This window comes from Natrialba magadii ATCC 43099 (genome assembly GCF_000025625.1).
Classification (GTDB): domain Archaea; phylum Halobacteriota; class Halobacteria; order Halobacteriales; family Natrialbaceae; genus Natrialba; species Natrialba magadii.
In genome coordinates, this window is record NC_013922.1 from 3,272,414 (window position 1) to 3,289,416 (window position 17,003).

The following is a 17,003-nucleotide window of genomic DNA, read 5'->3' on the forward strand; positions in this document are numbered from 1 at the left end:
ATAGTGATGACTGGTCAGGGGACAACGCAGCGCAGTTCGGCTGGCAGGTACTGCCCGACGCTCGCGAGCAGTCCGGGCGGATCGGTGTTCTCGGTGCAGATCACGCTCTGTTCTAGCAGACCGAGGCGCTCGATCGTGACGTAGTCCTGGGCGTGGCCGGCGCGATTGAGCGTCGCACGAACTTCGGCACGGGTTGCGCTGTTGACGTTGAGACGGCCGTCACCGCGCGTCCACTCGTAGAGGCGGTCGCGTTCTTCGTCTGCGAGGCGCGACGGTTCGTCTTCGTCTTTGTCTTCGTCTCCCTCGGCGTCAGCAACGCCACCACCGCCATAGACGAACTGCATCGGCAGATGCTGCACCAGTCCGTAGCGCTCGCGGATCTGCGTCGGCGACCCAGGTCCAAGCCCGAGTTCGTCCGCCGGAATGCGAACTGGCTGGCCGGCATCGAGCACGATACCGTCCTCGTCCCACGAGTCGAGCGTCCCGATGTAGGTCTCGCCGGCTTCGAGGTCGGGAACGATCTCGCCGAACTCCTCGCGCAGGACGTTTCGCGCGACCGTCGCGTCGTCGCCCTCGATGGTGACCGACGGGAAGTCGTCGTGGCGTACCCCGAGATCGAACTCGACCTCGAGATCACCGATTTCGTTGTTCACAAGCGAACGCAGGGAATCCAGCGAGCGCTCGCGGGCATCGCCCTCGACGTACAGTTTGGTTGCGAGTACGACCATCTATTCAGGCATCCACATCCACGTCAGCATCGAGATTCAGTTCGCTCTCGAGTGCCGCGAGTCGGTCCTCCATCGACGTGACGAGTCGGTCGTTGTCCATGGACTCGAGTGGCGAGCCACACTCGGGGCACTCGAAGCCAAAGTCCATCGCCTCACCGAACTCGAAGCGGATCGAGCAGATTTCACAGAGGTAGAACTCGTGATTTCGCTCGTACTCCTGGCGCTGTTCGAGTGCGTCGTGGAGGCGGTACATCTCCTCTTCTAGGTTCTCGGGGATGTTGTCGTACTCGAAGGTCCAGAGGTACGTCAACCAGCCTGAGTCCTCGTCGCGCAGCCGTCGGTAGCTGGCGAGATCGTTCTCGTACAGGATAAACAGCGCGCGCCGAACGTCGTTCAACTCGAGATCCAGCTCCTCCGCGAGTTCCTCGTCGGTCACTTCCCCGTCCGGTGGTGCCGCCGCAACGGGCATCCCCTTGGGACCGACCAGCTCGTGCAAGTACTTCTGGATGACTGGATCCTCGAGCAGGTCCTCAAAAGCCATTACCTATGCGTAACGCCATGTGGCCATTAAGTCTTTTGAGGGACGGCGCTCGGGCAGCGGGCTGTGTGACGACTGCCGCTCGTCCGTTTCGGGTGACAGGCGCTACAGCACGCCGTCGTCCTGCTCCTCTCGCTCTTCGTCGGGCCGGTGGTCTCGTTCTTGCTCGATGTCTGCATCCGCCGTCGCCTCTTCCCATCCCAGCGTGATCGTAACCTCCTCGCGCTCACCGCCGAGCATCGGCGAGCGCTCCTCAACTTCGATGCCGTACTCGAGTCGGTCGTCGGGCGAGAGCGTCAGGAGTTTGTTGCCCACCCGGATGTCGGCGGTGCCGGTGCCACCGAGTTCGGCGGCGATCGCCTCCAGCAGATCGGCGGCCTCCGAGCGGGACACCTCGTCGTCGTAGGTCGTCGTTTCACCCATATCGACTCTTCCATCGAATGGACACAAATAGGTTGGCTGGGAAGCAGCAGGGAAGATTCGGGCGTTGTTCCGGGAGACCCTCGCTCGTGGCTGATCGCGCTTCCTGCATGGTGACTTTATCGTGTTCGTCGTGGTGCGACTACACGTTCATCACCATGCCCACGACAACGGCACTCTCGAGCTTCGAGAGCGACGAATTTACCGCACAACTCGAGCGCACACTGGGCAAGGTCTACGACGGCTGTGCCGACGTCGGCGAGTGTCTCGCGACGGCAGGCCGAATCGAGGACGGCGATTACGAGAGCTGGTACGACGAGTGGTTTGCGACCGCCGAGTCAGTCGAAGATACTGCTCGTGAGGCGCGTGAACGGGGCCACGACGTAAGCGCTCGTGAGGCGTTCCTGCGGGCGACTGAGTACTACCGCTCGGCGTATTTCTTCCGCAGACACGACCTCGACGACCCGGACTTACACGAGACGTGGCAGCGCCAGCGCGACTGCTTTCGGGCCGCAATGGAGATGGCTGACCACACCTGTGAGTCCGTCGATATCCCCTACGAGGAGACGGTACTCGAGTCCTACTTCCTCGCGCCGGATGATTCGGGGGCCGCTCGCCCGACCGTGATCGGCTTTCCTGGGTACGATTCGCCGGTCGAGGAGTCGTACGCGATGCTTGCGCGGGCCGCCCTCACTCGCGGCTACAACTGCCTGCTGTTCGAGGGACCCGGACAGGGCGGGATGCTGTACGAGAAGCGACTGTTCTTCCGGCCGGACTACGAGACCGTCGTCACGCCGGTCGTCGACGTTGCCGTTGGTCGCGAGGCTGTCGACGAGAGCCGACTCGCGCTGGTCGGCCGAAGCTTCGGCGGCTACCTCGCGCCGCGGGCGGCGACCGCGGAGCACCGCCTCGCCGCCCTCGCTGCTGACCCCGCGATCTACGACCTCGGGACGCTCGTGTTACAACTGGTCCCCGAGGAGCTTCGGGCGCCGGTACTCGAGGGCGATCCCGATGCCGACGCTGCGCTCGACGGTCAACTCGAAGACCCCCACGCACTGGAGTTCTTCGGCTCGCGAATGGCAGCCCACGGGCTCGATTCGCTCGGCGAGTACGTCCGCGAGTTACAGGAGTACACGTACGAATCGGAGATTGGATCGATCAACTGTCCGACGTTCGTCGCGGACAACGAGTCGGACCGGTTGGCAGTCCAGTCCCACGATCTCGCAACCCGCCTCACGGCACCGACGGAGTACACGAAATTCACCGACGCGGAGGGTGCAGGCGGCCACTGCGAGGGGATGGGACAGTCGGTGTTCCACCAGCGACTGTTCGACTGGTTGGACGCAACGCTCGACGGAACAGCGTCGCCCTGAGTCAGTGACTGTCGGTGGTGCAGGCCGGAGTTCAGAAGTCGTCCGTCGAAGTTCAAAAGCCGTCCACGAGAAGTGCGCGCAGATTACGACTCAGACTCCGGATCCACGTCGCCCACAGAGCCAGCGCCACCGTCCTCCTCCGACTCCGCCGGGACCACCCGCTTTCCCGTCGCCATCGGCACCACTCGCTGCTCGGCGTCTTCCCAGTCGGACTCGAGTTCGTCGCCCTCGAAGAGCCGGTCCAGAAAGACCGCAAGGCCGGCAACCTCGGAGTGGGGCTGGTTGGTAACACCGACGTTCCAGTCTGCCTCCTCGTAAACGTCGAACGAGACTTTCTCGGAGCCGACGACGACGAGGACGGACTCGCCGTCGCGGTGGCGCTCACGGATCTCGCCCTCGACGTCCTGGACGCGCTCGCCGTACATCGTCAGGTGGACGACCTGTCCCTCCCAGTTCCGGATGATGGCTTTCGGCGAGTCGGTCAGGTCGACCTCGAACGGGCCGCCGAAGCGGTCCGTGATGTCGGCGACGGTGTCGCGTGACTGGCCAGCATTGTCCGGAATCCAGACGCGGTCCGCGCCGAGTGCTCGCGCCGTCAGGCCCACGTGGGTCGTCATCCGTTCGTCACGGCCGGGTCGGTGGCCGAGGCGGAGGACGGCAACCTCGGCACCGGCCGCAGCGTCGTCGTGCATGGTCCCACTCTGTCCTGCAGTGGGTTAGGGGGTTTCGCTTTCGGGATACACCGGTCCGTTCGGTCGTCCGGACGGTTCGAGCACGGCAGTTCGTATCGCGTACCCCACACACCGAACCCACGCGCTGACCCCGCACCCCACGCGCTGATCCCACGCGCTGACCCCGCACGCTGAAGCCCACTCTCCGAGCCCCGCACGCCAAACCCCACACGCCAAGCACCACATGCCGAACCCTGCACAAACCTTCTTTGCACACCATCTTGGATACGAGCCATGGAGCACGTCAACACCGACGCACTCGAGTGGCGCGAGTACGACCACGGCGATGCAACGTTCCGACGGAAGCAGCTCTCGAGTGCGGTCGGCGCGGACGACATCGGCTGTAGTCTCTACGAGTTACCCGCCGGGAAGCAGTCGTGGCCGTACCACTACCACACGGCGAACGAGGAAGCCCTGTATGTCCTCGCGGGGGAGGGACAGCTCCGCTGCGTCGACGGCGAGGAATCACTGACGGCAGGCGACTACGTAACGCTCCCGGCAGACGAGCGCGGCGGGCACAGAGTCGTCAACGATAGCGAGGAGCCGTTTCGATACCTGCTGCTGTCGACGATGAACGAGCCGGACGTCACCATCTATCCTGAGATGAACAAGTTCGGCGTCTTCGTCGGCTCGCCGCCCGGCGGTCGCGACGAGCGGACGTTCCACGGCTACTACGACCTAGATGAGGACACCGACTACTGGCCAGAATAATCGCTCGCCGGTACGCTTTTTCGTTCACCCTGCGAATAACTCCCACGATGACAGGATGGTGCGGCCGGCGTCCGCAGGTGACGAGTCGATGAGCGGACTCGCAGAGTGGGTCCAGACTGCTCGCGAGGAGCGGTGGGGACTACTGTTCGACCTGGTCTTCGCAATTGTCTGGGTGACGATGATCGACGTTCTCTTTCGCGTCCTCGAGGGACCGGACTGGGCCTACTACGGATTCATGCTCGCGGGGATCGTCGCGTACTTCGGTTTCGTGACGAGTCTCGAGTACGCGCAGTCGGAGCCTGAGTGAGAAGTGAGGTGGTGTGGTATGGTGTGTGACTGGGATGTGACTGGAGTATGATATGGGGTGTGACTCCGAATTCTGTACTTGACGGGAACCGTGACATTTCATTTAGTGTCAGAGCGCACTCATCAGCTACGGGTAAGTAAGCTATCAAACCCCGAGATCCTATTCCGGGTCACTGACTCTAATTTGGAGTGTGAGCTCCAGTTCCGCATCTACAGGGTGATCGGTTGTAAGCCGTTCATCGGAAAACGCGTACGTTCCACGGGGGAAGCACTTCTCATTGGTTGGACTGCTGAGAACGGTGAACGTCCCTGTCTGCTGTTCTCCCGGCTGCAACTCGATAGTGGGATACCCCACATCTGGCCAGACCGGTCTGGTCTCGGTTTTCGCCATCCAACACCCGTCCGTTGGTGCTTCTGGAATCCACTCGTCAGGCTGTTCTTCGTCGGGGTCGGCGGAGAGCTTTTCTGTGTCGTCTGGGATGAAGTGGATCGTTGCATCGTCGTTCGTACGAGTTCCACCGTAGCTCCGCCATGGATACGGGTATGGAATCTCTCCCTCGTACAGTTCGTTTCCATCGTTCCGCATCTCGAGTGTAATCTGCGGTGGAGTCTCATCCGTGGGTTGTTGTTTGACTGCTCCCTCGAATCGAATTGTCCCAGTAAACTCTCCTTCGCGTACCTCCGTCTCAACAGCTATCTCTGGCCACTCACTACCCGCAGAACCGTTTCCTGATGACGAATTTCGGTCCGCCAACTCGGACAGACAGCCGCTAAACGCCGAGAGTGTCCCTACAGTGGTGGCCGTGAGCCAGGTTCGACGGTCCATACGCAGTACAGTATGGCAACAACGAAACAACAGATGAGTGTTGGGAACGGTCAAACGGTCCTTTCATCTTCACCGTTCAACAGGCCCCGCCGTTACCCGAGAAGCGCGCCCTCGTCTGTCCCGGCTGTCAGTCCGACCCAGTCCCGGTCTCAGCGTCAACGACGAGGACGGGCCGGCGGGTCGTTCGCAGCGTTCGTTCGGCGACGCTGCCGAGCAGTGCCCGGCGGACGCCGCTTCGGCCGGCCGAGCCCATGACGATCAGGTCGACGTCGTGGTCGTCCGCGTAGTCTGCGATCTGTCCGTGTGGTTGCCCGCCGACGACAGCTTCGGTGACGTCGAGACCGCAGTCGGCGGCTTTCGTTGCGACGGCCCCTGTCGCGTCTCTGGCTCGCTGTTCGAGTTCTGGCATATCGCCGAACTTCCCCTGTCGGATACGGTCGACCTGTTCGGTGCCGAGTCCGATATCGACTGCGCTTGTGTCGACGACGTACAGCGCGTGGACGGTTGCGTCGTACGTTTCGGCGAGGTCGATCGCGTGGTCAACGGCGTGTTCGGCAACGGTGCTTCCGTCGGTTGGAACGAGGATGGTGTCGTACATGATTGGTGGTGTGATTACGTATCTGTTATCAGTCGTCAGCCGGTGCCCCACCGTTCGCAGCGTCTTCCGCCGACTCCGTCTGACTCATCGGTTCCGGGCTGTGACACTGCCGGACGAGTCGTTTGACGTGCTGTGGTGGGTTGTCCGTCACGATCGAAACGACGATGATGACCCCGAAGACGACCGGCACGCCGACCAGTGCCGAGGAGGTCCCCGGCAGCCAGGTCGCGAGCGCGGGAATTACCGCATCTTCGACGCCGGTGTACATCGGGATCGCCGTGTCGTTGAGGATCGCACCGAACGAGAGCAGGATGCCGGTGAGCATTCCCGCGAGTGCGCCCTCTTTCGTGGTGTTTTCCCACCAAAGCCCGAGGAAGAACACCGGGAAGAAGACGGTGCCCGCGATGGCGAACGACATCGCGACGAGTTCGCCAATGAGCGCAGGCGGGTTGAGACCGATGAGCGTCACCAGGATACCGATTCCCAGGATCGTCACGCGGCCCACGAGCATCTGCTCGCGCTGGGTTGCGTTCTCCTTGTAGAGATTCGTGTAGATGTCGTGTGCAGCGGCCGAGGAAGCCGAGATGAACAGCCCCGCGGTGGTCGCAAGCGCTGCGGCGACGGCACCGGCAGCCACCAGTCCGACGAGCCACGTCGGCAGTTCAGCGAGTTGTGCAGTCAGAACGACTAGCGCGTCGGCTTCGATGGGGAGCATGTCGGCGAAGCCACCGCCGCCGGTTACCTCGCTGTCGTAGAGCAATCCGCCCCACGCGGCGTAGGTGGCCGTTCCCCAGTACAGCAGGCAGATGAAGAACAGGCCCCAGACGGTCGACCAGCGGGCCGTTCGCTCGTTCTCGACGGTGTAGAACCGGACGAGAACGTGCGGCAGACCGCAGGTGCCGACGATCAGACTGAACGCTAGCGCGATCCAGGCGTAGTAGGAACCGTCGGCGAACGGCTCAACGAACTGCGCTTCGATCTCAGCCGCCGCCGCGACTTCGCTGCCGAATTCGAAGTACGGCAGAACGGTCGACCAGCCCTGGCTCCAGCCGACGGCGTAGAGGCCGATGGTGAAGGCAATGATGAGAATCACGTACTGGATCGCCATGTTCTTCGTCGTCCCCAGCATCCCCGAGAGGGCGACGTAGCCGATAGTGACTCCCATCAGGACGATCACACCCATCTCGTAGGAGATTCCGAAGATGTACTGGGCCATCAACCCCATGCCGCTGGCCTGCCCGATGGCGTAGGTGAACGCGATCGCAAGTGTGGTGAACGCCGCGATACCGCGTGCCCAGTCGGAGTAGAACCGGTCGCCGACGAAGTCAGGTGCCGTGTACTTCCCGAACCGACGGAACTGGGCTGCCAGGAAGATGAGCAGGATGAAGTAGCCCGTCGTCCAGCCGACGACGTACGCCAGTCCGAAGTAGCCCGAGAGGGCGATAATCGACGCGACACCGAGGTAGGATGCCGCACTCATCCAGTTTGCACCGATCGCCATCCCGTTCTCAACTGCACCGATCGATCGGCCGGCAACCCACAGATCGTCGACGGCCGCGACCCGAAAGAAGTAGCCGACGCCGAGGAACAGCGCCAGCATCGCCGCGACGGTCAGCGCCGGCACGAGTTTGAACTCGCCGACGTCGAGCGCCGTCTCCTGGAGGACGAACGGCTCGAGTAGCTCGATCATTTTGCACCCCCGTCTGCGGCGACGGTGTCTGAGTCGGAGTCAGCGTCGGTATCGGCGTCAGGGTCTGTCCCACCTGCTCCTCCATCTTCGTGCGAAATGCCGTACCTGGTATCCAGTCGGTCTCGCTGCATCGCGTAGCCGACCGAGAGCACGAGTGCACCAAGCGGCGTGACGATCGCCGCCAGGAAGAAGTGCAACGGGAACCCGCCGAGTATTGTCGTCTCGGTCATCACGCTGGTCTCCAGCCACAGGGATTCGATCAAAACCGCCGTCGTCGGGCCGAAGACGACGACCACCCAGGCTGCAAACGATAGCCAGATCACCCGTAGATGATCTCGCATGAACGGCGTCGCGGGTTTGAAGATGTTTATCTCCTTGTCAAGGTACGAGTCCGTCGTGACACCGCCGTCAGTTCGGGCGTCTTCTCTAGATTGAGTGTTATCATCAGCCATGGTTTGCGGATTGTAGTTATCAGTATTGGTTATTTTTGAGCCGTGTTAGGTTGACTGTCGTGTAGTTGGAAATCGTGAAATATAGAAAATTGTGACCGTTAGCTCTCCTCGACCTGTGCAGCGATGTCGTCGACGACGCCGGGGTTGCGCAGCGTCGAGGTGTTGCCGAGTTCGTTCCCGCTCGCGATATCCTCTAACAGACGGCGCATAATCTTGCCGGACCGCGTTTTGGGAAGTTCTGGCGTGAAGACAACGTCTTCAGGTTTCGCGATCGGACCAATCGAGTCGAGCACGCCTTCAACGGCGCGCTCCTCGAGTTCGGCGTCAGCGTCGTAGCCGTCCTCGGGAATGGCATAGACGTAGACGGCTTCGCCCTTGACCTCGTGGTCGCCGCCGACGACGGCGGCTTCGGCGATGCCATCGACGCCGACGACGGCGGATTCGATCTCCATCGTCCCGAGGCGGTGGCCGGAGACGTTGATCACGTCGTCGACGCGGCCGAGGATCGTGATGTAGCTGTCGTCGTCGATTTTCGCCCCGTCCTCTGGGAAGTAGACCCACTCGTCTGTCTCCTCGTCCGAGTATTCGCGCCAATACTCGTTGATGAATCGCTCGTCGTTGTTGTACAGCGTCCGGAGCATGCCCGGCCACGGTTTGTCGACGGTGACGTAGCCGGCCTGTCCAGCGTCGACCTCTTCGCCGCTAGCGCTGACAACACGCGCGTCGATACCCGGGAGCGGCGGGCCGGCAGAACCGGGTTTCATCGTGTTGATACCCGGCAGTGTCGTGATCATCATGCCACCCGTCTCAGTCTGCCACCAGGTGTCGACGATGGGACACTCCTCGTTGCCGATGTGTTTGTAGTACCACTTCCAGGCTCGCGGGTTGATCGGCTCACCGACGGTGCCGAGCAGGCGCAGCGAGGAGAGATCGTGTTTCTCGGGATACTCCTTCCCCCACTTCATGAAGGCGCGGATGGCCGTCGGCGCTGTGTAGAAAATATCAACCCCGTAGTCCTCGACGATCTGCCAGAGGCGATCCTTCTCGGGGTAGTCCGGCGTCCCCTCGTACATCACCGAGGTCGTTCCGAGTGCAAGCGGCCCGTAGACGATGTAGGAGTGGCCCGTGATCCAGCCGATGTCGGCCGCACACCAGTAGGTGTCGTCGGCCTCGATATCGAGGACGGCGCGGCTGGTCCAGGCCGTGTACGCGAGGTAGCCGCCAGTCGTGTGTTTGACGCCCTTCGGCTGACCCGTCGTTCCCGAGGTGTACATCAGGAACAGCATATCCTCGGCATCTCGCGACACCGGCTCGACCGTCTCTCCCTCGTAGTCGGCGACGAGCTCGTCGTAGTCGTGCTGGTTGTCCGCCAGCGAGTGCTCGAGGTCGTCACCCAGTCGGTCCACGACGACGACATCGGAGACCTCGTGCTCGACGCCCTCGAGTCCCTCGTTGGTCTTCGAGATGTGATCGAGTGCGTCACCGCGACGGTAGTAGCCGTCACAGGTGACCAGGTACTCGCTGTCGGCCGAGTTCATCCGGGTCGCGAGTGCGTCCGCGGAGAAACCCGCGAAGACGACACTGTGTGGCGCGCCGATGCGAGCACAGGCGAGCATCGCGATCGGGAGCTCTGGAATCATCGGCATGTAGAGGGTGACGACGTCGTCTTCCTCGACACCGAGTCCGCGCAGCGTCGCCGCGAACTCGTTTACCTCCGCGAGCAACTCGTCGTAAGTGTAGCTGCGAGTCTCCCCGAGTTCGCCGACCCACTCGATCGCCGCCTCGTCCGCCCGTCCGTCCTCGACGTGGCGGTCGAGACAGTTGTACGAAGCGTTCAACTCGCCGCCGGTGAACCACTCGTAGAACGGTGCATCCCCGTCCTCGAGGACGGTATCGTACTCCTCGTCCCACGAGATGAGGTCAGCGGCCCGCTCCCAACAGTCGGGCCAGTTCTCCTCGAACTCCTCGTAGATTCCCGGATCAGTGACGTTTGCCTGCTCGACGAACGACTCTGGCGGATCGAACGCCTCCTGCTCTTCGAGTCGTGCCTCGAGGTTGGCATCCTCCTGTGACATGATACACACTCTCAATGATGTACAAGGGTAGTAAAGGCAACCTCTAGGTGTACAAACCGAGAACTGCAGGAACAGACTGGTACAATCGTACAATCCGACGCAAAACGAACAGGTGACAGATTCGTGACTGTCAGAGCGGGCGACGACAGGCAGGCTACAACGGGTCGACAGCCACGTACGTGCCCGTTCGCCGGGGCCCTCTAGAAGCTTAGCCGGCAACACCTCTCACTTACACAGCGATTGCTACTGATCGCCCTGTTCTTTCCCCGCCGTTGACCCGGTCCCGTTCTCGGTGCGACTCCGTTGCTCGCCCACCGTACCGGCCCCCGTCTTCCGTTCGCCGTCGCTTCGACGCTCGCGCCCACTCGAGTCCCGGCTGGAATCGGCTGCCTGTCGAACGCCCTGTTCCCTCGATGGATCGTCGAAAAACGTCCGCAACAACTCGTGTTGTCCCTTTCGGAGATGATTGTGCAACGTCGGTGAGGAGATCCCCATCGCGTCTGCCACTTCCTCCGCCGTACTCTCGCGCGGCCAGTCGTAGTAGCCCGCGAAGTACGCCGCCCGTAGCGCCGTGACCTGCCGTTCGGTCAACCGCTCCTCGAGTCCCGCCCGGAACTCGCGAGCGGTCTGGACGGTCCGTTCGGCGTCACGCTTGCCAAGCAGCGACGACGATGGGAACACAGACTGGAGTCCCTCGAGTACCGTCCGCACATTCGCCTCCGCCGCGGCCTCCGCCGTGATCGTCGTTGCGCCGTCCTCGGTAACCGCCTCGAGCACCGTCAGCCCGTGCTCTGTCAGTGTACGCGCAGGCGACGACCCCTCGACGACGACCTCGATACGCCAGCCGTCAGGGTCCGTCTCGAGAAGCCGACAGTCTTCGATTCCCGGGTCGTCCGCCGCGAGGTCGAACACGTCGGCTGGCGGTGCATCTTCGAGTCGGAGGTAGTACAGCTGTGTCGACTCGGAGATGGGAACGAGGGACTCGAGTTCGAACCGACAGCCGAGCCGCTGGGAGGCGTCGACGAAGAACGAACTGGTGTCCCGACAGCGAACGTCGAGTTCGACGACGCGGTCCGAGAGGAGGAGGTTCCGTCGGCGAACGGCGGTGATAGCGGAGCCAATCTGTCGGCCAACGGTGGCGAGCCACTGTCGCTCGTCAGTTGAGAAGGCGTCCGTTCGGGCCGTTGCGACGCCGAGTGTCCCGTAGGTGGTATCGCCGTAGGTGAGGGGGACGCAGGCGAGTGTGAGTTCGGCGTCGAGTTGCTCGTCCAGCACGGTCGTGACGGAGACCGTCGCTCCCCGCTCCGGCGCAGATTCGCCGTCCACAACAGCCCTCTCGGCGGCCTCCCACTCCGAGGGAACGAGTCTGTCGACCGTCGTCGCATCGACCTCACTCCCGTCGCGCACCCCGCTCGTCGTGCGCCAGCCCTCGCGGGAGGCACCAGTCGTTCGGTCGATCCAGCTGAACACGTAGGACTCACCTTCCGCAAGCGCGTCACAGACCCTGGATTCGACTTCCTCGCGATCGTTCGCATCGAGCAGCGCTGCCGTTACCGCTCGATACCGCTCGGCGATACCCACCGCTTGTTGCAGTTCGTCGCGCTCCGTGCGAACCGACTCGAGTACCTCGTGTTGTGCCGAACTGTCACGGACGAAGACGGCGTACCCATCGTGGCGGCCGCGGTCGTCCCGCAGCGGCGAGATGACCTCGGTCGCTCGAAAGCGCGAGCCGTCACTGTGGACGCGCCAGCCTTCCTGCTCGGTGCCAGCCGCCTCGAGTGCTGCCGAGAGTGTCTGGTCAGGGATGCCGTCTTCGACTGCCTCGTCCGTGTAGAACGCCGAGACGTGCGTGCCGACGATTTCGCCTGCTCGATACCCGAATAGCGCGGCCGCGCTGCGATTCCAGCGCTCGACGTAGCCCTCCTCGTCGAGTCGAACGAGCGCGTAGCGGTCGCTCGCGGCCAGTAGCAGGCGAACGACGCTGTCGTCGCTCATCGGCCGCCCGGTTCGGCCGGAACCGCTTGCACCCGCGAGCCGCGGTGTCGACGGCCGCTCGACGGTTTCGAAGGCGTCGACGAGTTCCGTGTCCGAGGGCTCCGGCAGGTAGGACTCGAGTGCCTCGAAACTTTGCCAGCCTCCGGCGGTCTTGACCGCGCGCGGGTTGATGTCGTGGTCGACCAGGGCGCGGCGGGCGAAGTACTGACGGAGGTCACTCGAGGAGGTGGCTGCGAGTGCGGGTCGGTCGAACCGATCGCTGGCGCGGGTTGCAACCTCGGAAACGAGCATCTGCAGTCGGCGAGGCGTGACGTCGAAGAGGTGGTCGTCGGCACCGAGGCCGTTGCTTCGGGCGTAGCGGCGGAGTTCCTGTTCGACGCCGGTTGGGAGGTAGGCGGTCCGGTGCTGTGTGGGGCCAGTGGAGTCAGTGGGACCAGTGGAGTCAGTGGAGTCAGTGCGGTCAGTGCTGTCACCGGTTGCAGGAACGCGAACGACGTACCGCGGTGGATCGATGCGGACCTGCTCGACGTCACCAACCGTGAGTTCGGCAAGTTCGGCGGGTCGCAGGCCCACCTCGCCACAGCAGCGGAGGACGAGAACTTCGCGGTACGTTCCGGCGGCGTCCAGGAGACTATCGTACTCGCGGGCCGAGAGCGCCGCCTCCGCAGTCATGTTTCGCAGTTTCAGCTACGGAGAATATAATAGTACCGCCTCTAAGAGTCGAGTACCACGCACATCCGAAGAGAAGGCTATGTTCTGCCGGCTCAGCTATTTCGTTCTATTTGGAATTCCGAAATACTACGAACGGTTCCGTTCGCTCTGGATCTCGCCGACAATTTCGGGGTTCCGGAGCGCGCTCGTATCGCCCAGTTCCTCGTCGTTCGCGATGTCCTCGAGAAGTCGGCGCATAATCTTCCCGGAGCGGGTCTTGGGGAGTTCAGGGGTGAAGACAACCGCTTCGGGAGTCGCGATTGGACCGATTGCAGTCTCGACGCGTTCGAGGATGGTCTCACGTAACGTTTCGCCGGGGTCGCGGTCGCTCGCGGCAGAGACGTAGGCGTAGATCTCAGTGCCACCCTGTTGGCCCGATCGGCCGACGACAGCGGCTTCGGCCACGCCGTCGACATCGGCGATGGCACCTTCGATCTCCATCGTACTCAGTCGCGTACTGGCCACGTTGATCACGTCGTCGACGCGGCCGAGCATCGTGATGTAGCCGTCCTCGTCGACTGCAGCGGTGTCGCCGCTGAAGTAGCGCCAGACACCTACGTCGGGGTCTGAAAACCGATCCCAGTACTCGGCGCGAAACCGGTCGTCACCGTCGTACAGCGTCCGGACCATGGCAGGCCACGGACGCGGAATCGTGAGATAGCCGGTCTGGCCGGGATCGACCGCGTTGCCGTCTTCATCGACGACGGCCACGTCGATGCCGGGCAGCGGTGGCCCCGCAGCGCCGGGTTTCATCTCGTCGACGCCCGGCAGCGTCGAGATCAGGATCGCACCGGTTTCGGTCTGCCACCAGGTGTCGACGACCGGGCACTCGCCGTTGCCGATGTGGTCGTGGTACCAGCGCCAGGGGCCGGGACTGATCGGTTCGCCGACGGTGCCCAGCAGTCGGAGCGACGAGAGGTCGTGGCTGTCGGGGTACGATTCTCCCCACTTCATGAACGCACGGACTGCCGTCGGTGCGGTGTAGAAGATGTCGACCGCGTTCCGGTCGATGATCTCCCAGAGTCGATCCCGGTCAGGATAGTCTGGCGTGCCTTCGTACATCACCGTCGTCGTCCCAAGTGCCAGCGGGCCGTAGACGATATAGGAGTGGCCCGTGATCCAGCCGATGTCGGCCGCACACCAGTAGGTGTCTTCGGGCCGGATGTCGAGCACGCTTCGGGCCGTCCAGGCGACCTGTGCGAGGTACCCTCCCGTCGAGTGAACGACGCCCTTCGGGTCACCGGTCGTCCCCGACGTGTACATCAGGAATAACATGTCCTCCGCGTCTCGCGAGACTGGCTCGACTGACGCGCCTGCAAACGCCTCACGGAGTTCGTGATAGTCCGATTCGCCGTCGCCGAGGACGTGGGGCAGTTCGTCACCCAGTCGGTCGACGACGACGGTTTCGACGTCCTGGTCGACCGAGAGCCGGGCGTTGTCCGCCTTGCTCTTCTGATTGAACGCGTCACCGCGACGATAGTAGCCGTCGCAGGTGACCAGATATTCGCTGTCGGCGGCGTCTAGCCGCGTCGCGAGCGCGTCTGCCGAGAGCCCCGCGAAGACGACGCTGTGGGGCGCGCCGATGCGGGCGCAGGCCAGCATCGCGATCGGGAGCTCAGGAATCATCGGCAGGTAGATCGTCACCACGTCGTCCGCTTCGACGCCCAAATCTCGAAGGGCCGCGGCGAACTCGTTGACCGCGACCGAGAGATCCTGGTACGTGTAGGTCTCGCGCTCGCCTTGCTTTCCCTCCCAGCGGATCGCCGCGTGATTTTTTCGACCGGCCTCGAGGTGCCGATCGACGCAGTTGTAGGCGGCGTTCAGCTTGCCGTCGGTAAACCACTCGTAGAACGGCGCGTCCTCGTCGTCGAGGACGGTGTCGTACGACTCGTCCCAGGTGAGGAGGTCTGCGGCCCGCTCCCAGCAGTCGGGCCAGTCGCGCTCGAACTGCTCACCGAGCGGTTGGTCATCGCTCGTGTCCGTGACGTTCGCCTGTTCAACGAACGATTCCGGTGGGTCGAGCGTCGGCCCGGTGGGCTCGGGACGATTTCGTCCCCACCCGTTCCGATCGTCCATGCTCGTTCGGACCGAAGCCGGTCAGCGGAATAAACGTTCCTCCGCCGGAAAGGGAGACGGCGACGGGATTTGCCGGTATCTGCTCACGACTGCAGTCGGTGTCATGGTCACCACTACAGCCCTGCACTCTGTTACGTTCCGTCGATTCCAACGCTGTCCGCAGCATCGTTCTCGTCCTCGTTCTCGTTCTCGTCCACATCGCCTTCGCCCTCCCCATCAACGACGAGAACCGGCCGATCAGCGAACCGAACCACTGCATCGACGGTGCTTCCGAGCAACGCCCGCTTGAATTCCGAACTGCCACGTGCGCCAACGACGATCGCATCGACCTCCCAGCGATCGGCCGCAGCGAGAATCTCCTCGTGTGGAACACCCGACCGAACCGCCGTCTCAGCCGTGATATCCGCCGCTCGGGCGCGCTCTCCGAACGCAGCGAGCGAGTCCTCTGCGGCCCCACGGAGATTCCGCTCGCGCTCGTCGGGATCGACGATCGCGTTATCGTACTCGGTTCTGGATTCGACAACTGCCACCCCGTAGAGCTCAGCCCCTAGATCGGATGCGAGGCCGATGCCGTGTGCTGTGGCCGCCGTCGCGTCGTCGCTCCCGTCCGTCGCAACGAGCAAAGACTCGTACATAGCTCTGCGTATGCGGCCCTCCGTGAAAGATGTGAACCAGATCTCCGCCCGAAAGTGTCGGACAGGCGACTGGCTTCTCCGAGGTCGTCTATGACAGAGTGTTCCATAGAGTGACCGGATTGGTGGAACTCGAGTAGCACTGTTTGCTCACTGCCTACTCGTCTTTCTTTGGCATCGTCGAAAACCGAGCCGGCGACTTCATGTCTGCCCGCTTCGAGGGAGACGGTGCCAGCGTCGAGTGGCGAACGACGCCACGCGAGGATTTTCCGTCATCTGAACCGGATTCTGTATCAGATCCGAGATCAGGGTCGAGGTCTGGGTCGATATCAGCTTCCAGTCGTTCGTCGAACAGTTCGTCATCGTCTTCGGTTGCGGATTCCTCGTGGTCACGGTCACCGTCACCATCACCATCACCATCACCATCACTCACTTCGTCGACCACACCGTCGTCCTCACTCTCACCACCCACCGACGCCAATTTCTCCTGCAGACCGTCTACATCATCGCCGAACGACGACACCCGGTCGCGCAACGCTGTGCCCAGTTCGGACTCGACGGACTCGAGTACGTCACTGTCGTCGTCTGCTTCAGATTCGGGTTCGGACTCGGACTCGTCCTCCCCATCATCGGCTTCCATATCAGCATCGGCATCAGCATCTGCAGCACGATGCTCACTGATCGCCTCTCGCAACCCCCCAATCGCCTCGTCCATCGTCTCCTCATCAGCACTGTCAGCTAACCCACTCAGCCGTAACAGCCGCTCTAACTCCGCGACGTGCTCTGGGTCGCCCTGTGCGATCGCTGCCGGCAGCGACTCGGGCTCACTCCCGTCCGGCAACGTTCCGAGCCCCACCGCCTCGAGTATCTCCCGCGGCTCGGCCGACTCGAGGAGGGCATTGGCGTCGGCGGCAGCCTCGGATATCGCTTCGCCACTCGGTGTGTCGTCCGCCTCGACCAGCGCTCCGGCCTCGATATCAGCGGTTTCGAGGATCTCGGTGACGCGTTCCTGGAGGTCGCCTGTGTCACTCATGGATACTGCTAGGCAGGCGAGTTCCGTTAACGTTGGCCGGGCCTGTTCCGGGTGCCCTTCCCGGACTGTCTGTTCCAGTACGGTGAGGCGAGGTCGGACTCGAGTACG

16 protein-coding genes are annotated in these 17,003 nt (G+C 62.8%); 3 read left to right on the forward strand and 13 right to left on the reverse strand.

The features are described from left to right. Window positions 1-14: 14 nt before the first annotated feature. From NMAG_RS15240 to NMAG_RS15250, 3 genes are all read right to left on the reverse strand, one after another. A complete protein-coding gene (locus tag NMAG_RS15240) occupies window positions 15-728 on the reverse strand; it encodes a DUF2110 family protein (protein ID WP_004214527.1) in 714 nt (237 codons plus the stop codon). A gap of 4 nt (window positions 729-732) precedes the next feature. Further along, window positions 733-1,269, reverse strand: a complete 537-nt coding sequence (locus tag NMAG_RS15245; protein WP_012996787.1) for a transcription factor — start codon at window positions 1,267-1,269, stop codon at window positions 733-735. A gap of 102 nt (window positions 1,270-1,371) precedes the next feature. Beyond that, window positions 1,372-1,689 carry an amphi-Trp domain-containing protein gene (locus tag NMAG_RS15250; RefSeq protein ID WP_004267110.1) on the reverse strand — a complete coding sequence of 106 codons (318 nt, stop codon included), beginning with the start codon at window positions 1,687-1,689 and terminating at the stop codon, window positions 1,372-1,374. 155 nt (window positions 1,690-1,844) lie between these two features. Between NMAG_RS15250 and NMAG_RS15255 the strand changes: the two genes are divergently transcribed. After that, window positions 1,845-3,059 carry an alpha/beta hydrolase family protein gene (locus NMAG_RS15255; RefSeq protein ID WP_004267109.1) on the forward strand — a complete coding sequence of 405 codons (1,215 nt, stop codon included), beginning with the start codon at window positions 1,845-1,847 and terminating at the stop codon, window positions 3,057-3,059. Window positions 3,060-3,142: 83 nt separating this feature from the next. On the opposite strand, the gene NMAG_RS15260 is transcribed toward NMAG_RS15255, so the two are convergent. Continuing rightward, a complete protein-coding gene (locus NMAG_RS15260; RefSeq protein WP_004267108.1) occupies window positions 3,143-3,751 on the reverse strand; it encodes a tRNA (cytidine(56)-2'-O)-methyltransferase in 609 nt (202 codons plus the stop codon). 273 nt (window positions 3,752-4,024) lie between these two features. Here NMAG_RS15260 and NMAG_RS15265 point away from each other — a divergent pair, with 273 nt between their 5' ends. Both NMAG_RS15265 and NMAG_RS15270 read left to right on the forward strand, forming a co-directional pair. Next, window positions 4,025-4,501, forward strand: a complete 477-nt coding sequence (locus NMAG_RS15265) for a cupin domain-containing protein (protein WP_004267107.1) — start codon at window positions 4,025-4,027, stop codon at window positions 4,499-4,501. 88 nt (window positions 4,502-4,589) lie between these two features. Then, window positions 4,590-4,808, forward strand: a complete 219-nt coding sequence (locus tag NMAG_RS15270; protein WP_191219362.1) for a hypothetical protein — start codon at window positions 4,590-4,592, stop codon at window positions 4,806-4,808. A 159-nt stretch (window positions 4,809-4,967) separates the two neighbouring features. Here the strand turns inward: NMAG_RS15270 and NMAG_RS22500 are convergent, their stop codons facing one another. The 9 genes from NMAG_RS22500 to NMAG_RS15315 form a co-directional block, all read right to left on the reverse strand. Beyond that, window positions 4,968-5,393, reverse strand: a complete 426-nt coding sequence (locus tag NMAG_RS22500; protein ID WP_237076792.1) for a hypothetical protein — start codon at window positions 5,391-5,393, stop codon at window positions 4,968-4,970. A gap of 367 nt (window positions 5,394-5,760) precedes the next feature. Further along, the gene (locus tag NMAG_RS15280) at window positions 5,761-6,231 is read right to left on the reverse strand and encodes a universal stress protein (RefSeq protein ID WP_004267104.1); all 471 of its coding nucleotides are present in this window, start codon (window positions 6,229-6,231) and stop codon (window positions 5,761-5,763) included. Between the two features lie 28 nt (window positions 6,232-6,259). Then, complete coding sequence (locus NMAG_RS15285; protein ID WP_004267103.1) at window positions 6,260-7,921, reverse strand: sodium:solute symporter family transporter; 1,662 nt, start codon at window positions 7,919-7,921, stop codon at window positions 6,260-6,262. Continuing rightward, the gene (locus NMAG_RS15290) at window positions 7,918-8,373 is read right to left on the reverse strand and encodes a DUF4212 domain-containing protein (RefSeq protein ID WP_004267102.1); all 456 of its coding nucleotides are present in this window, start codon (window positions 8,371-8,373) and stop codon (window positions 7,918-7,920) included. The genes NMAG_RS15285 and NMAG_RS15290 overlap by 4 nt, the downstream gene beginning before the upstream one ends. A 98-nt stretch (window positions 8,374-8,471) precedes the next feature. After that, window positions 8,472-10,448 (reverse strand): acetate--CoA ligase, encoded by a 1,977-nt coding sequence (gene acs, locus NMAG_RS15295; protein ID WP_004267101.1) that lies wholly within the window; start codon window positions 10,446-10,448, stop codon window positions 8,472-8,474. Between the two features lie 243 nt (window positions 10,449-10,691). Continuing rightward, window positions 10,692-13,115, reverse strand: a complete 2,424-nt coding sequence (locus NMAG_RS15300) for a bacterio-opsin activator domain-containing protein (RefSeq protein ID WP_004267100.1) — start codon at window positions 13,113-13,115, stop codon at window positions 10,692-10,694. Window positions 13,116-13,241: 126 nt separating this feature from the next. Then, complete coding sequence (acs, locus tag NMAG_RS15305; RefSeq protein WP_004267099.1) at window positions 13,242-15,230, reverse strand: acetate--CoA ligase; 1,989 nt, start codon at window positions 15,228-15,230, stop codon at window positions 13,242-13,244. Between the two features lie 131 nt (window positions 15,231-15,361). Further along, complete coding sequence (locus NMAG_RS15310) at window positions 15,362-15,865, reverse strand: universal stress protein (RefSeq protein WP_004267098.1); 504 nt, start codon at window positions 15,863-15,865, stop codon at window positions 15,362-15,364. Between the two features lie 154 nt (window positions 15,866-16,019). Next, window positions 16,020-16,895, reverse strand: a complete 876-nt coding sequence (locus NMAG_RS15315; RefSeq protein WP_004214525.1) for a hypothetical protein — start codon at window positions 16,893-16,895, stop codon at window positions 16,020-16,022. Window positions 16,896-17,003 lie beyond the last annotated feature (108 nt).

Excerpts from the sequence above, each read along its gene's own strand:
- NMAG_RS15315 (WP_004214525.1), bottom strand. The coding sequence starts at position 16,895 with ATGAGTGACACAGGCGACCTCCAGGAACGCGTCACCGAGATCCTCGAA.
- NMAG_RS15270 (WP_191219362.1), top strand. The coding sequence starts at position 4,590 with ATGAGCGGACTCGCAGAGTGGGTCCAGACTGCTCGCGAGGAGCGGTGG.
- NMAG_RS15310 (WP_004267098.1), bottom strand. The coding sequence starts at position 15,865 with ATGTACGAGTCTTTGCTCGTTGCGACGGACGGGAGCGACGACGCGACG.
- NMAG_RS15300 (WP_004267100.1), bottom strand. The coding sequence starts at position 13,115 with ATGACTGCGGAGGCGGCGCTCTCGGCCCGCGAGTACGATAGTCTCCTG.
- NMAG_RS15245 (WP_012996787.1), bottom strand. The coding sequence starts at position 1,269 with ATGGCTTTTGAGGACCTGCTCGAGGATCCAGTCATCCAGAAGTACTTG.
- NMAG_RS15255 (WP_004267109.1), top strand. The coding sequence starts at position 1,845 with ATGCCCACGACAACGGCACTCTCGAGCTTCGAGAGCGACGAATTTACC.
- acs (WP_004267101.1), bottom strand. The coding sequence starts at position 10,448 with ATGTCACAGGAGGATGCCAACCTCGAGGCACGACTCGAAGAGCAGGAG.
- NMAG_RS22500 (WP_237076792.1), bottom strand. The coding sequence starts at position 5,393 with ATGCGGAACGATGGAAACGAACTGTACGAGGGAGAGATTCCATACCCG.
- NMAG_RS15290 (WP_004267102.1), bottom strand. The coding sequence starts at position 8,373 with ATGGCTGATGATAACACTCAATCTAGAGAAGACGCCCGAACTGACGGC.
- NMAG_RS15250 (WP_004267110.1), bottom strand. The coding sequence starts at position 1,689 with ATGGGTGAAACGACGACCTACGACGACGAGGTGTCCCGCTCGGAGGCC.
- NMAG_RS15240 (WP_004214527.1), bottom strand. The coding sequence starts at position 728 with ATGGTCGTACTCGCAACCAAACTGTACGTCGAGGGCGATGCCCGCGAG.
- acs (WP_004267099.1), bottom strand. The coding sequence starts at position 15,230 with ATGGACGATCGGAACGGGTGGGGACGAAATCGTCCCGAGCCCACCGGG.
- NMAG_RS15260 (WP_004267108.1), bottom strand. The coding sequence starts at position 3,751 with ATGCACGACGACGCTGCGGCCGGTGCCGAGGTTGCCGTCCTCCGCCTC.
- NMAG_RS15285 (WP_004267103.1), bottom strand. The coding sequence starts at position 7,921 with ATGATCGAGCTACTCGAGCCGTTCGTCCTCCAGGAGACGGCGCTCGAC.
- NMAG_RS15280 (WP_004267104.1), bottom strand. The coding sequence starts at position 6,231 with ATGTACGACACCATCCTCGTTCCAACCGACGGAAGCACCGTTGCCGAA.
- NMAG_RS15265 (WP_004267107.1), top strand. The coding sequence starts at position 4,025 with ATGGAGCACGTCAACACCGACGCACTCGAGTGGCGCGAGTACGACCAC.